The following is a 13,550-nucleotide window of genomic DNA, read 5'->3' as shown; positions in this document are numbered from 1 at the left end:
AGGAGGAGGCACGACCATGTATGCACAGATGGTGAAATCGGAAGGCATGAAGTCCCCCGAGGAGATGACCCCCGAGGAGCGCGCCTTTCAGGAGCGGGTCGACCGCGGCGAGAAGATCGAGCCCAAGGAGTGGATGCCCGAGGGCTACCGCAAGACGCTGATCCGCCAGATGGGCCAGCACGCACACTCGGAAATCGTCGGCCAGCTGCCCGAGGGCAACTGGATCACCCGCGCGCCGACGCTCGAGCGCAAGGCGATCCTGCTGGCCAAGGTGCAGGACGAGGCCGGGCACGGGCTCTACCTCTATTCCGCCGCCGAGACGCTGGGCGTGAGCCGCGACGAGCTGATGGAGAAGCTGCACTCCGGCGCGATGAAATACAGCTCGATCTTCAACTACCCGACGCTGACCTGGGCCGACATGGGCGCGGTCGGCTGGCTGGTCGACGGCGCGGCGATCATGAACCAGGTGCCGCTGCAGCGGACTTCGTATGGCCCCTACAGCCGCGCGATGATCCGCATCTGCAAGGAAGAGAGCTTCCACCAGCGGCAGGGCTACGCGATCATGATGAAGATGGCGCAGGGCACGCCCGAGCAGAAGGAGATGGCGCAGGATGCGCTGAACCGCTTCTGGTACCCCTCGCTGATGATGTTTGGCCCGTCCGACAAGGACTCGGTGCACTCCGCGCAGTCGATGGCGTGGAAGATCAAGATGAACACCAACGACGAGCTGCGCCAGAAATTCGTCGATGAGACCGTGCCGCAGGCGACGTACCTCGGCCTCACCGTGCCCGACGAGACGCTGACGTGGAACGAGGAGCGCGGTCACTACGACTTTGCCGAGCCCGACTGGGACGAGTTCTTCGAGGTGATCAAGGGCAACGGCCCCTGCAACGAGGAGCGTCTCGGTGCCCGCCGCGAAGCCTGGGACAAGGGCGCGTGGTTCCGTGACGGGCTGACCGCCTATGCCGAGAAGGCCGCCGCCCGCCGCGCGGCCTCGAACGTGGCCGCTGAATAAGCGCATCGAGGAGGATGTGACATGACCAAGAAAGAATGGCCGCTCTGGGAGATCTTCATCCGGGGCCAGCACGGGCTGAACCACCGCCACGTCGGCAGCCTGCACGCACCGGATGCCGAGATGGCGATCAAGAACGCCCGCGACGTCTACACCCGCCGCAAGGAAGGCGTGTCGATCTGGGTGGTGCCCTCGGCGGCGATCACCGCCTCGTCGCCCTCCGAGAAGGGCCCGCTCTTCGATCCGGCCGAGAGCAAGGTCTACCGCCACCCGACCTTCTTCGACATCCCCGACGAAGTGGGGCACATGTGATGCCCTCGCTTCCCGATGTCGCAACGCCGGATGTGGTGACGCTCGCCGAGCGCGCCGCCGCCGCGCAGTCGCACGATCCGCACGTTGCGGACGTGGCGCTGAAACCCGCCTTCTTCGACTGGCTCTGCCGGATGGGGGACAACTCGCTGATCCTCGGTCACCGCATCTCGGAATGGTGCGGCCACGGTCCGGTGCTGGAAGAGGACATCGCGCTGGCGAACACTGCGCTCGATCTCATCGGCCACACCCAGATGTGGCTCGGCCTTGCCGCCGAGGTCGAAGGGGCAGGGCGCAGCGCCGATGACCTCGCCTTCCTGCGCGACGCGATGAAATTCCGCAACCTCAAGCTGGTCGAGCTGCCAAATGGCGACATGGCCGTGACGCTGATGCGCGAGTTCCTCTTCGACGCCTTCCACTTCGAGCTGCTGACCGCGCTGACCAAATCGTCGAGCCCGCGTGTCGCCGAGATCGCCGCCAAGGCGCTCAAGGAGGTGTCCTATCACCTCGAGCGCTCGTCGGATCTCGTGGTCCGACTGGGCGATGGCACCGAGGAAAGCCACACCCGCATGCAGGCGGCGCTGAACAAGGTCTGGGGCTACACCGGCGAGATGTTCGCCGCCGATGCCGTGGACGCGGCGGTTGCCGAGGCTGGCATCGCCCCGGCGCTCTCCGACCTGCTTCCGCTCTGGCAGCGCACCGTTGGCGAGGTCCTCGACGAGGCGACGCTCAGCCAGCCCGAGCAGCGTTTCGACGCGCATTCCGGCGGCAAGAAGGGGCGGCACACCGAGCACCTTGGCTACATCCTTGCCGAGATGCAGTTCCTGCAGCGCGCCTACCCGGGCGCAAGCTGGTAAGCCGATGAGCGCGGTTCTGCCATCCACCCAGCAGGTCTGGGACTGGCTGGGCGAGGTGCCCGACCCCGAGATCCCGGTGGTCTCGGTGACCGAGCTCGGCATCGTGCGCGAGGTTCGCTGGGACGGGCAGACGCTGGTGGTGGCGGTGACGCCGACCTACTCCGGCTGCCCCGCCACCTCGGTGATCGACCTGATGATCGAGACCCAGCTGCGCGAGAAGGGCATCACCGACCTGCGGCTCGAACGCCGCCTGTCGCCGCCCTGGACCACCGACTGGGTGACCGAGGCGGCACGCGACAAGCTGCGCGCCTACGGCATCGCCCCGCCGGTGGACGGCACCGCATCGGATGGGCTGATGGCGGGCCGCGCGGCGCGGCTCTCGGGCCGGTCCAACCTTGTGATCGCCTGCCCGCGCTGCGGCTCGTCGCACACCGAGCGGGTCAGCCAGTACGGCTCGACCCCGTGCAAGGCAAGCTACCGCTGCCGCGACTGCCTCGAGCCCTTCGACTACTTCAAGTGCCACTGAGCCATTCCGGTGCCCCGGCGGGGCATCCCCTAGCTACGTCCCTGTCCAGACAGGAGGAGGTCTGACATGCCCCGTTTCCATCCCCTCGAAGTGACCGACGTCCGCCGCGAGACCCGCGATGCCGTGGTCGTCACGCTGAGGCCCCGTGCCGAGGACGCCGAGAGCTTCGGCTTCACGCAAGGCCAGTACCTGACGTTCCGCCGCGATTTCGACGGTGAGGAGCTGCGCCGCTCCTATTCGATCTGCGCCGGACTCGACGAGGGCTGCCTGAAGGTCGGCATCAAGCGCGTCGACGGCGGCGCCTTCTCGACCTGGGCCAACGAGACCCTGAAGCCCGGTGACACGCTCGACGCGATGACCCCGCAGGGCCGCTTCTTCACCCCGCTCGACGCTTCCAGCGCCAAGACCTATCTCGGCTTCGCGGGCGGGTCGGGCATCACCCCGGTGCTGTCGATCATCAAGACCGTGCTGGCGCGTGAACCCAACGCCACCTTCACGCTGGTCTACGCCAACCGCCAGGTCGGCTCGATCATGTTCCGCGAGGAGCTGGAGGATCTGAAGAACACCTATCTCGGCCGTTTCTCGGTGATCCACATCCTCGAGAGCGAGGGGCAGGAGATCGACCTCTTCACCGGGCGCATCGACGCCGAGAAGATGGACATGCTGTTCCGCCTCTGGATCGACGCCGAGAGCGTCGACACCGCCTTCATCTGCGGTCCCGAGCCGATGATGCTGACCATCGCGGAAAGCCTGCGCCAGGCCGGGCTGACCGATGCGCAGATCAAGTTCGAGCTTTTCGCCTCGTCGCAGCCGGGCCGCGCCAAGAAGCGGGCGGTCTCGCAGCAGGCAGCCGCCGCGGGAAACACCTGCGAGGTTTCGGTCACGCTCGACGGTGCGACCCGTACCTTCCAGATGCCGAAGGACGGCACCGCCGTGCTGGACGCTGCCATCGAGAACAACATGGACGCGCCCTATTCGTGCAAGGCGGGCGTCTGCTCGACCTGCCGCGCCAAGGTGCTCGAAGGCGAGGTCGAGATGGAGATCAACCACGCGCTCGAGGACTACGAAGTGCGCGCCGGCTACGTGCTGTCGTGCCAGTGCATTCCGCTCTCCGACAAGGTGGTGCTCAGCTATGACGAATGACACCGACACCATGCCCATCGCCGATTATCTCGCGCAGGGCGGCAAGCTGACCTCTCCCGAGAACGTGCCGCCGCGCTACCGCGGTGAGCTCTTGCGGCTGATGTCTTCCTTCGTCGACAGCGAGCTGGCGGGTTCGGCCGGCTTTGCCGAGGCGATCAACTGGGCGCCGGGGATAAAGGCGCGCATCGCCGCCAGCCGGATCACGCTGGAGAAGGCCGATCATGCCGAGCGCGTGCTCGACCTGATGGAGGGCTTCGGCACCGACAAGGCGCTCTATGAACGCGCCCATGACTGGGCCGCGCGTGAGGGGCGCGACAGCACGCTCGAGGCAAAGCGCCACGGCGGCGACATGCGGCTTTCGGTCTTCCACTACCCGCTGACCGGCTGGACCGACGCGGTGGTGATGAACCTGCTCATGGGCCTTGCGACGCAGCATGCCGTCGGCGAGCTGGCGCGCTGCTCCTACCAGCCGCTGGCCGAGGTGCTGCGCGACATCCTCCCGCGCGAGAAGCGGCACATGGAACTGGGGCTCGAGGGGCTCGAACGGATCGGCGCGACGGACGAGGCGAAAGCCTCGGTCGCCTACTGGTTGCCGCGCGTCGCCGAGACCTTCGGCCCGGCGGTTTCCGAGCGCTTTGAGAAGCAGAGGGCCATGGGCCTGCGCCACACGGACAACGAGACGCTGCGCGCCGCGTGGCGCGCCGAGGCGGAGAGCACGCTTTCCGGCCTTGGCCTGAACTGAACAGGAAGGACGAGCAAATGCTGGATACGGGACGCACCGCGCGCCGCCTCGAAAGCTACGTGCAGGGTGCCTGGCGCGCCGGGCAGGGCGAGGGCAAGCCGCTCGCCAACGCGGCGACCGGGGAGGTGCACGCCTACATCGGCTCCGAGGGGCTCGACTTTGCCGGGGCGCTGGCTTGGGGCCGCGACGTCGGCGGCAAGGCGCTGCGCCGGTACACCATCCACGAGCGGGCGCTGATGCTGAAGGACATCGGCCTCAAGCTGATGGAGATGAAAGACGAGTTCTACGCCGAGAGCCTCGCCACCGGCGCCACTGACAAGGATGCCTGGCCGGACATCGACGGCGGCATCGGCACCATGCTCACCTTCGCCTCGAAGGCGCGGCGCGAGCTGCCGAACGCCAAGGTGGTCCCCGAGGGTGCGGTCGAGGGGCTGTCGCGCGACGGCAGTTTCGTCGGTCAGCACATCCTCGTGCCGATGCAGGGCGTGGCGATCCACATCAACGCCTTCAACTTCCCGGTCTGGGGGATGCTGGAAAAGATCGCCCCCGCGCTGATCGCCGGCATGCCCTGCCTCGTGAAGCCGGCGTCGGCCACCGCGTATCTGACCGAGCTGGTGGTGCGGCGCATCCTCGAGATGGGCATCCTGCCGGACGGCGCGCTGCAGATCGTCTGCGGCGGTGTGGGCGACCTGCTGGACCACGTGACCGGGCAGGACATCGTCACCTTTACCGGCTCGGCCACGACCGGGCGCAAGCTGAAGTCGCACCCGGCGATCGTCGAGAACTCGGTGCGCTTCACCATGGAGGCCGACAGCCTCAACGCCGCGATCCTCGGCCCCGACGCGGTGCCGGGCACGCCGGAGTTCGACCTCTTCGTCAAGGAAGTTCACCGCGAGATGACCGCCAAGGCGGGGCAGAAATGCACCGCGATCCGCCGCGTCATCGTGCCGAAGGCGCAGGAGCAGGCGGTGATCGAGGCGCTGTCCGAGCGTCTCGCGAAGACGCCGCTGGGTCTGCCGGAGGACGCAAACGCCCGGATGAGCGCGCTCGCCTCTCTGGGCGACCGTGACGGCGTGCGCGAGAAGATCGCCGAGATCGCCCGCGAGGCGGAGATCGTCTTTGGCGATCCGGCGAAGGTCGATCTGGTCTCGGGCGACGCGGAGAAGGGCGCCTTCCTGAACCCGGTGCTGCTGCGCTGCGCCGACCCGATGAACGCCACCGCGCCGCATGACATCGAGGCATTTGGCCCGGTCGCGACGGTGATGGGCTACGAGGGTCTGGATCAGGCGATCGAGCTGGCGATGATGGGCAAGGGCTCGCTGGTCTCGTCGGTCTTCACCAATGACCCCGACGTGGCGGCGGAGCTGGTGCTCGGCGTTGCGCCCTTCCACGGGCGGGTGATGCTGGGCAACCGGGACAGCGCCAAGACCTCGACCGGCCACGGCGCGCCGCTGGCACCGCTGGTGCATGGTGGGCCTGGCCGCGCGGGCGGCGGCGAGGAAATGGGCGGCATGCGCGGGGTGAAGCATTTCATGATGCGCACCGCCGTGCAGGGCACGCCGCGCCTGCTCTCGGCGGTCACCGGCGAATGGGTCGCGGGGGCACCGGCCGCGCAGGGCACCCACCCGTTCCGCAAGTCGCTGGCCGAGCTGAACATCGGCGACCAGCTGGTCACCGAGCGCCGGGTCATCACCGAGGAAGATGTCGAGCATTTCGCGCATTTCACCGGCGACACCTTCTATGCCCACATGGACAGCGACGCGGCCAAGGCGAACCCGTTCTTCGACGACCGCGTGGCGCATGGCTACCTCATCGCCTCCTTCGCGGCGGGTCTCTTCGTGCAGCCCGATCCCGGCCCGGTGCTGGCCAACTACGGCGTCGACAACCTGCGCTTCCTGACCCCGGTCTACTTCGGCGACAGCCTGCAGGTGCAGCTGACCTGCAAGCAGATCAACCCGCGCGAGGGCACGATCTACGGCGAGGTGCGCTGGGACTGCCGCGTCACCAACCAGCACGGCGAGGTGGTGGCCGAGTACGACGTGCTGACCATGGTGGCCAAAAGCTGGCCGCTGCCGCAGGAGGTCTGAGCATGGCGATCTGGTCCTGGGACGGGGTGGTGCCGGTGGTGGCCCCCTCGGCCTTCGTCCACCCCGAGGCCGTGCTGATCGGGGACGTGATCGTGGGGGCTGGCTGCTATGTCGGCCCCGGCGCGGTGCTGCGCGGCGACTTCGGGCGGATCACGCTGCACCTGGGCTCGAACGTGCAGGAGACCTGCGTCGCCCATGCCTTCCCGGGCAAGGACGTCGTGGTCGAGGAGCGCGGCCATGTCGGCCACGGCGCGGTGCTGCACGGCTGCCACATCGGGCGCAACGCGCTGATCGGGATGAATGCGGTGGTCATGGACGAGGCGCGGATCGGCGAGAACAGCATCGTCGGCGCCATGGCCTTCGTGCGGGCAGGGACGGAGATCCCGGCCAATGTCATGGCCGTGGGTTCGCCCGCCAAGGTGCTGCGCGAGCTGACCGCGCAGGAAATCGACTGGAAGTCGCGCGGCACGGATGTCTACCGCCAGCTCGCGGTGGACGCCAAGACCAAGCTTGCCCCGGCGCAGCCGCTGACCGAGGTGGAGGAAGGGCGCCGCCGCGTGACGGCGCCCGAGTACGACCCGCTGGTGGTCGAGCGCGCGGCGCTCAGCGGACGGCCTTGACCCCTTCGAGGATCAGCGTCGTCGCGACGCGGGCATAGTCCTCGCGGCTGATCTTGCCGCCGTCGCGGAACCACATGTAGACCCAGTTCATCATGCCGAAGAGCGACATGGTGACCGGCATCAGCAGTGGCCGTTCCGGCGTGTCGAGCTGCGGGTGGATCTCGCTGAGCACCGCGGAGAAGTGCTTGACGATGCGCCGCTCGATCTTGGTGATGCCGGCCTTCTGCTCGTCCGACAGCGCGGGGCCGGCGTTGAGCTGGACCTTGTGCTGGTCATCGGCGCCCTTGTAGGCGTCGAGCACGGTCATCACCAGCTGCTCGAGACGCTCGCGCGGGGGCAGGGCGGGGTCGTCCGCCTCTTCCAGCGCCGCGTCGAGCTCGTCGAGATGGGTTTCGATGATCGCGAAGATCAGCGCGTCCTTCGACGGGTAGTAGTGGTACAGCAGCGATTTCGACACCCCCGCCTCGGACGCGATCTGCGACATGGATGCCTTTTCCATGCCCTGCGTCGCGAAGACGTTGGCAGCGGTCAGAAGCAGCTGGTGCTGTTTCTCCTCGAAGTCGCTGGCGCGCGTTCTTGCCATAAGCGCGAATGCTCCTCTTGGTCCGGCGGAGGGATGGCTGGCGCCAGTCCTTAGCCGCCGGACGGGGTATTTTCCAGCCTGCCCGGAAGTTACTTCGGACGGTTGTCGACGACGCGCTTGGCCTTGCCTTCGGAACGGGCAACACCTTGCGGATCATGCACCTCGACCTTGGTCGAGACGCCCACCACCGACTTGATGTGATGCGTCAGCTCGCGCGCCGAGGCGGCGCGGGCATCAGTGTCGCAACGGTTCGGGGTGCATTCGACATGCACGGTCATCACGTCCATGCGGTCCTTGCGGGAAAGCTCGATCTGGAAGTGCGGGGCGAGGCCCTCGCATTTCAGGATCTGCTCCTCGATCTGGGTCGGGAAGACGTTGACCCCGCGCAGGATGATCATGTCGTCGCTGCGGCCGGTGATCTTTTCGATCCGGCGCATCGAGCGCGCGGTGCCGGGCAGGATGCGGGTGAGGTCGCGGGTGCGGTAGCGCACCATCGGCAGGCCTTCCTTGGTGAGCGTGGTGAACACCAGCTCGCCCATCTGGCCATCGGGCAGCACCTCGCCCGTCGCCGGGTCGATGATCTCGGGGTAGAAGTGGTCTTCCCAGACGTGCAGCCCGTCCTTGGTCTCGACGCATTCGTTGGCGACGCCGGGACCCATGATCTCGGACAGGCCGTAGATGTCGACCGCATGCATGTCGAAGGCCTGCTCGATTTCCTCGCGCATGGCGTTGGTCCAGGGCTCGGCGCCGAAGATGCCGACCTTCAGCGAGCTCTGCCGCGGGTCGAGGCCCTGGCGGCGGAACTCGTCGAGGATCGAGAGCATGTAGGAAGGGGTGACCATGATGATCTGCGGGCGGAAGTCCTGCATCAGGGTGACCTGCCGTTCGGTCATGCCACCCGACATCGGCACCACGGTGCAGCCAAGCCGCTCGGCGCCGTAGTGTGCGCCAAGGCCGCCGGTGAACAGGCCGTAGCCGTAGGCGACGTGGCAGATGTCGCCCTTGCGGCCGCCCGAGGCGCGGATCGAGCGCGCCATGCAGTCAGCCCAGGTGTCGATGTCCTTCTGCGTGTAGCCGACAACGGTGGGCTTGCCGGTGGTGCCGGACGAGCCGTGGATGCGCACCAGCTGCTCACGCGGGACGGCGAACATGCCGAAGGGGTAGGTGTCGCGCAGGTCCTGCTTCATGGTGAAGGGGAACTTGGCAAGATCCGCCAGCGTCTTGAAGTCGTCGGGGTGCGCGCCCTGTTCGTCGAAGCGCTTGCGGTAGAAGGGCGAGTTCTCGTAGGCGTGGCGCAGCGACCAGGCCATGCGCTTCTGCTGGAGCGCGGAAATCTCGTCACGGCTGGCGATCTCGATCGGATCGAGGATCTCCTTCATGGGGGTCATGTCGGTCATGGGTACTCCTCCCTTCATGGTCAGTCCTCTGCGCGGGTTTCGGGCAACAGGGGGCGGTTGAGAGTCCGCGAATGGCCGCGGAATTCTGCGATGACGGTCCCGTCCTCCCGGGTAATCGTCACATCATAGATGCCCGAGCGGCCCTTGCGCGAAACCTCGCGGGCGGTGGCCGTCAGCATGTCCCCGAGCGCGCCCGGAGTGATGTAGGTGACCGAGCAGTGCTGCGCGACGGTCATCTCGTTGTAGGTGTTGCAGGCAAAGGCGAAGGCGCTGTCGGCCAGCGTGAAGAGGTAGCCGCCGTGGGCGTTGCCGTGGCCGTTGGTCATCTGGTCGCTCAGCTCCATCTCCAGCGTCGCATGGCCCGGCGCGATGTGCTTGAGCGTCATGCCGAGACGCTGCGAGGCGCTGTCGGCGTTCCACATTTCCTTGGCGCAGGCCTCGGCGAGGTCCTGTGGGGTCATGCTCTGGATGTCCTTCATGGCTCACTTCCCCCGAAAGCTGGCGGGACGTTTCTCGAGGAAGGCGGTCACGCCCTCGGCGTAGTCGTCGGAGCGGCCCGCCTCGCGCTGGCAGTCTCGCTCGCGGTCGAGATGCGTGTCGAGATCATTCGTCGCGGCCTCGTGGATGAGGCGCTTGGTCAGTCCCAGCCCCAGCGTCGGACCTGCGGCGAGCTTTGCGGCCAGTGCCTCGGCCTCGGGGATGAGCGCCTCGTCGTCCAGCGCCTTCCAGATCAGCCCCCAGTCGGCGGCAGTCTCGGCCATCAGCGGCTCGGCGGTCAGGGTCAGCGCCTTGGCGCGCGGCTCGCCGAGGATGCGGGTGAGCGACCAGCTGCCGCCGGCGTCCGGAATGAGGCCGATCTTCGAGAAGGCCTGGATGAACTTCGCCGATTTCGCCGCCAGCACGATGTCGCAGGCAAAGGCGATGTTGGCCCCGGCCCCCGCTGCCACGCCGTTGACGGCGCAGATCACCGGCTTTTCCAGCGCGCGGATCAGGCGGAGGGTGGGATTGTAGAAGGTCTCGATGGTGTGGCCAAGGTCCGGCTTAGGCCCACCCTTGCGCGGGTCGCGGTCGCCGAGGTCCTGCCCGGCGCAGAAGCCGCGCCCGGCGCCGGTGAGCAGCACGGCGCGAATCGCGTCTTCGTCATGCGCGCGCTGGACTTGGGCGCGCAGCGCGAGATGCATCTCCTCGTTAAAGGAGTTGAGCTTTTCCGGGCGGTTGAGCGTCAGCTTCAGAACGCCGGAGTCCAGCTCCGCCAGCACGGTTTGCGATGTCGTCATGTGATCCTCCCAGCCCCCCTCCACGGGGCCTGTGAGAATAACTGTTGCATAAACCGACCGGACGGTCAATGATACTGGTCAAGCTTTGGGAGGAGCCATGACAGACCTGTTCACCCGCCATAAACCGCTACTGGAGCGTGCCCTGAAGGCACTGGAAACGCGCGAGTTCTGGACCCCGTTTCCCGAGGTTCCAAGCGGGAAGATCTATGGCGAGACCGCGAAGGAAGAGGGCGAATCGTCCTATGCTGCCCTGCTGGGCACCGCCTTCGACCTGCCGGGTCACCCCGAGGAAGGGCGCGTCGGCTCCGAGGTCTCGCCCTGGGGGCCCGAGCTTGGCATCACCTATCCCGCGGCGGCGCCCGAGACGCTGATTGCCGCTGCCGAGGCGACCGCGCCCGCGTTTGCCGAGGCTCCGGTCGAGGCGCGTACGGGCGCGCTGCTGGAAGCGCTGGTGCGGCTCAACAGGATGAGCTTCCTGCTCGGCCACGCCACCATGCACACCACGGGTCAAGCCTTTGCCATGGCCTTCCAGGCGGGCGGTCCGCATGCGCAGGACCGCGGGCTGGAAGCGCTGGCCATGGCCCATGCCGAGCTGACCCGCAGCGCCCGCGACGCGGTCTGGGAAAAGCCGCAGGGCAAGCACGCACCGCTGGTGATCGAGAAGCACTGGGAGCTGGTGCCGCGCGGCGTCGCGCTGACCGTGGGCTGCAACACCTTCCCGACGTGGAACGGCTATCCGGGGATCTTCGCCAGCCTTGCCACCGGCAACCCGGTGATCGTCAAGCCGCACCCGCGCGCCATCCTGCCGCTGGCGCTGACCGTGCGTGTGCTGCGCGAGGTCTTCGCCGAGGCCGGTCTGCCGCAGGACGCGGTGCTGCTGGCCGCCGATGCGCCGGGGGCAGAGATCACCAAGGACCTCGTGACGCATGAGAAGGTGGCGCTGGTCGACTACACCGGCTCCACCGCCTTTGCCGACTGGATCCGTGCGCAGAGCCGCGCGCTGGTGTTCACCGAGGAGGCCGGGGTGAACTCGGTCACCATCACCGGCACCGGTGATTTCGCCGGGATGTGCGCCAACCTCGCCTTCTCGCTGTCGCTCTACTCGGGGCAGATGTGCACCTCGCCGCAGAACCTCTACATCCCGCGCGGCGGGATCGAGACCGACGAGGGGCACAAGAGCTTCGACGAGGTGGCCGAGGGGCTGAAGGACGCGATCGACGCGCTGCTTTCCGACCCGGCCCGCGCGGCAGGGGTCTGCGGCACCATCGTCAATCCCGCGACGCTGGACCGCATCGAGGCCGCGCGCGCAGCTGGCCGGGTGATCCGCGACAGCGCCGAGACCGGCCACGGCCGCAGCGCCACGCCGCTGATGGTGGCAGTCGAGGGTGCCGACGGCCCGCAGAACGAGGAGTGCTTCGGCCCGGTCTCGTTCCTCGTGCCCTGCGACAGCGCCGAGGACGCCATAGCCCGCGCCGCCGCGATCGCCCGGACCAAGGGCGCAATCACCGCTGCACTCTATGCGACCGACGACGGGCTCGTCGCCCGCGCGGCGAAGGCCTTCGCGCAGGCGGGGGTGAACCTTTCGGTGAACCTCACCGGCAACATCTACGTGAACCAGTCGGCGGCCTTCTCCGACTTCCACGTCACCGGGGCGAACCCGGCAGGCAATGCCAGCCTGACCGATGCCGCCTTCGTCGCGCCCCGCTTCCGGCGCGTGATGATCCGCTGGCCCAAGGCGGCCTGAACGGACCCGGCACAAGAACATCGACGGACACCAATCTGGGAGGAGTTACCATGATGTCCAAGACCACCACCGCGCTTGCCACCCTCGCCGCGCTCGGCGTCCTCAGCGGCGCCGCGCAGGCCGAGATCCGCCTCGGCGTCAGCGTTTCCGCCACCGGCCCCGCGGCCTTCCTCGGCGACCCCGAGGCGAAGACCATCGAGATGCTGGTCGAGCAGCTGAACGAGGCGGGCGGGATCAACGGCGAGGAAATCGCCCTGACGCTCTACGACGACGGCGGCGATCCCAACAAGGCGCGCACTTTCGCCACCCGCCTCGTCGAGGATGACGAGGTTGTGGCGATCCTCGGCGGTTCCACCACCGGCACCACCATGTCGATCCTGTCGGTCGCCGAGGACGAGGGCATCCCCTTCATCTCGCTCGCCGGCGCGATCTCGATCGTCGACCCGGTGCGGGCGAATGTCTTCAAGACGCCGCACACCGACCGCATGGCCTGCGAGAAGATCTTCACCGATATGCAGGCGCAGGGCATCACCAAGATCGGCATGATCTCGGGTACCGATGGCTTCGGCGCCTCGATGCAGGCGCAGTGCAAGGAGGTCGCGGGCGACCACGGCATCGAGATCCTCGCCGACGAGACCTACGGTCCGCAGGACGCCGACATGACCCCGCAGCTGACCCGCATCCGCAACACCGAGGGCGTGCAGGCGGTGCTGAACCCGGGCTTCGGCCAGGGCCCGGCGATCGTCACCCGCAACGTCGCACAGCTCGGCTTCGAGATCCCGCTCTACCAGAGCCACGGGGTTGCCTCGGATGCGTTCATCGAGCTCGCGGGGGCAGAGGCCGCCGAGGGCCTGCGGCTGCCGGGCACCGCGCTGCTGATCGCCGACAAGCTGGCCGAGGACGATGCGCAATACCAGGTCGTGACCGCCTACACCGAGGCCTACAAGGCCAAGTACGACCAGGACGTCTCGACCTTCGGCGGCTACGCGCATGACGCCTTCGCGCTGATCGTCGATGCCATCACCCGCGCCGGTGACAGCGAGGATCCGCAGGCGATCCGCGACGCGTTGGAAGCGACCAGCGGTCTTGTCGGCACCACCGGCACCTACAGCTTCTCGCCCGAGGATCACCTCGGCCTCGATCTCAGCGCCTTCCGGATGCTGGAGATCAAGGACGGCGACTGGCTTCCCGTCGAGTAACCCGCTCCGGCTCCGGGCCCTGTGCCCGGAGCCGCACCCCCATCCGCCAAAGCC

At 67.6% G+C, this 13,550-nt stretch carries 14 protein-coding genes; 10 read left to right on the top strand and 4 right to left on the bottom strand.

What is annotated here, in order from left to right; all coding sequences use genetic code 11:
* Positions 1 to 16: 16 nt before the first annotated feature.
* From paaA to IQ782_RS16985, 8 genes are all read left to right on the top strand, one after another.
* Positions 17 to 1,015, top strand: coding sequence for a 1,2-phenylacetyl-CoA epoxidase subunit PaaA (paaA, locus tag IQ782_RS17020; protein ID WP_194135866.1), 999 nt, complete (start codon positions 17 to 19; stop codon positions 1,013 to 1,015).
* 21 nt (positions 1,016 to 1,036) lie between these two features.
* Complete coding sequence (paaB, locus tag IQ782_RS17015) at positions 1,037 to 1,324, top strand: 1,2-phenylacetyl-CoA epoxidase subunit PaaB (protein ID WP_095881128.1); 288 nt, start codon at positions 1,037 to 1,039, stop codon at positions 1,322 to 1,324.
* Entirely contained in the window at positions 1,324 to 2,178 is an 855-nt protein-coding gene (gene paaC / locus IQ782_RS17010; RefSeq protein ID WP_194135865.1) for a 1,2-phenylacetyl-CoA epoxidase subunit PaaC, read from the top strand. Before paaB ends, paaC begins: the two co-directional genes overlap by 1 nt.
* A gap of 4 nt (positions 2,179 to 2,182) precedes the next feature.
* On the top strand, positions 2,183 to 2,704 hold the full coding sequence (gene paaD / locus IQ782_RS17005) for a 1,2-phenylacetyl-CoA epoxidase subunit PaaD (protein WP_194135864.1): 522 nt from the start codon (positions 2,183 to 2,185) through the stop codon (positions 2,702 to 2,704).
* A gap of 66 nt (positions 2,705 to 2,770) precedes the next feature.
* Positions 2,771 to 3,847: a 1,2-phenylacetyl-CoA epoxidase subunit PaaE gene (paaE, locus tag IQ782_RS17000; protein ID WP_194135863.1), complete on the top strand. Its 1,077-nt coding sequence runs from the start codon at positions 2,771 to 2,773 to the stop codon at positions 3,845 to 3,847.
* Positions 3,837 to 4,589: a Phenylacetic acid catabolic protein gene (locus IQ782_RS16995; RefSeq protein ID WP_194135862.1), complete on the top strand. Its 753-nt coding sequence runs from the start codon at positions 3,837 to 3,839 to the stop codon at positions 4,587 to 4,589. The genes paaE and IQ782_RS16995 overlap by 11 nt, the downstream gene beginning before the upstream one ends.
* A gap of 17 nt (positions 4,590 to 4,606) precedes the next feature.
* On the top strand, positions 4,607 to 6,676 hold the full coding sequence (paaZ, locus tag IQ782_RS16990) for a phenylacetic acid degradation bifunctional protein PaaZ (RefSeq protein WP_194135861.1): 2,070 nt from the start codon (positions 4,607 to 4,609) through the stop codon (positions 6,674 to 6,676).
* A gap of 2 nt (positions 6,677 to 6,678) precedes the next feature.
* The gene (locus IQ782_RS16985; protein ID WP_194135860.1) at positions 6,679 to 7,296 is read left to right on the top strand and encodes a transferase hexapeptide repeat family protein; all 618 of its coding nucleotides are present in this window, start codon (positions 6,679 to 6,681) and stop codon (positions 7,294 to 7,296) included.
* Here IQ782_RS16985 and IQ782_RS16980 read toward each other — a convergent pair.
* The 4 genes from IQ782_RS16980 to paaG all read right to left on the bottom strand — a co-directional run bounded on the left by IQ782_RS16980 (position 7,280) and on the right by paaG (position 10,553).
* Positions 7,280 to 7,879 (bottom strand): TetR/AcrR family transcriptional regulator, encoded by a 600-nt coding sequence (locus IQ782_RS16980; RefSeq protein WP_194135859.1) that lies wholly within the window; start codon positions 7,877 to 7,879, stop codon positions 7,280 to 7,282. The genes IQ782_RS16985 and IQ782_RS16980 overlap by 17 nt on opposite strands.
* A gap of 89 nt (positions 7,880 to 7,968) precedes the next feature.
* Positions 7,969 to 9,276, bottom strand: coding sequence for a phenylacetate--CoA ligase PaaK (gene paaK, locus IQ782_RS16975; RefSeq protein WP_194135858.1), 1,308 nt, complete (start codon positions 9,274 to 9,276; stop codon positions 7,969 to 7,971).
* Between the two features lie 20 nt (positions 9,277 to 9,296).
* Positions 9,297 to 9,737 (bottom strand): hydroxyphenylacetyl-CoA thioesterase PaaI, encoded by a 441-nt coding sequence (gene paaI / locus IQ782_RS16970; protein ID WP_194136024.1) that lies wholly within the window; start codon positions 9,735 to 9,737, stop codon positions 9,297 to 9,299.
* A gap of 21 nt (positions 9,738 to 9,758) precedes the next feature.
* Positions 9,759 to 10,553: a 2-(1,2-epoxy-1,2-dihydrophenyl)acetyl-CoA isomerase PaaG gene (gene paaG / locus IQ782_RS16965; protein ID WP_194135857.1), complete on the bottom strand. Its 795-nt coding sequence runs from the start codon at positions 10,551 to 10,553 to the stop codon at positions 9,759 to 9,761.
* A gap of 97 nt (positions 10,554 to 10,650) precedes the next feature.
* Here paaG and paaN point away from each other — a divergent pair, with 97 nt between their 5' ends.
* Entirely contained in the window at positions 10,651 to 12,297 is a 1,647-nt protein-coding gene (gene paaN, locus IQ782_RS16960; protein WP_194135856.1) for a phenylacetic acid degradation protein PaaN, read from the top strand.
* A 50-nt stretch (positions 12,298 to 12,347) separates the two neighbouring features.
* Entirely contained in the window at positions 12,348 to 13,496 is a 1,149-nt protein-coding gene (locus IQ782_RS16955; protein ID WP_194135855.1) for an ABC transporter substrate-binding protein, read from the top strand.
* Positions 13,497 to 13,550: the final 54 nt, after the last annotated feature.

This window comes from Salipiger mangrovisoli (assembly GCF_015223355.1).
In the GTDB taxonomy this organism is placed as follows: domain Bacteria; phylum Pseudomonadota; class Alphaproteobacteria; order Rhodobacterales; family Rhodobacteraceae; genus Salipiger; species Salipiger mangrovisoli.
This window is presented reverse-complemented; position numbering and strand designations above follow the sequence as displayed.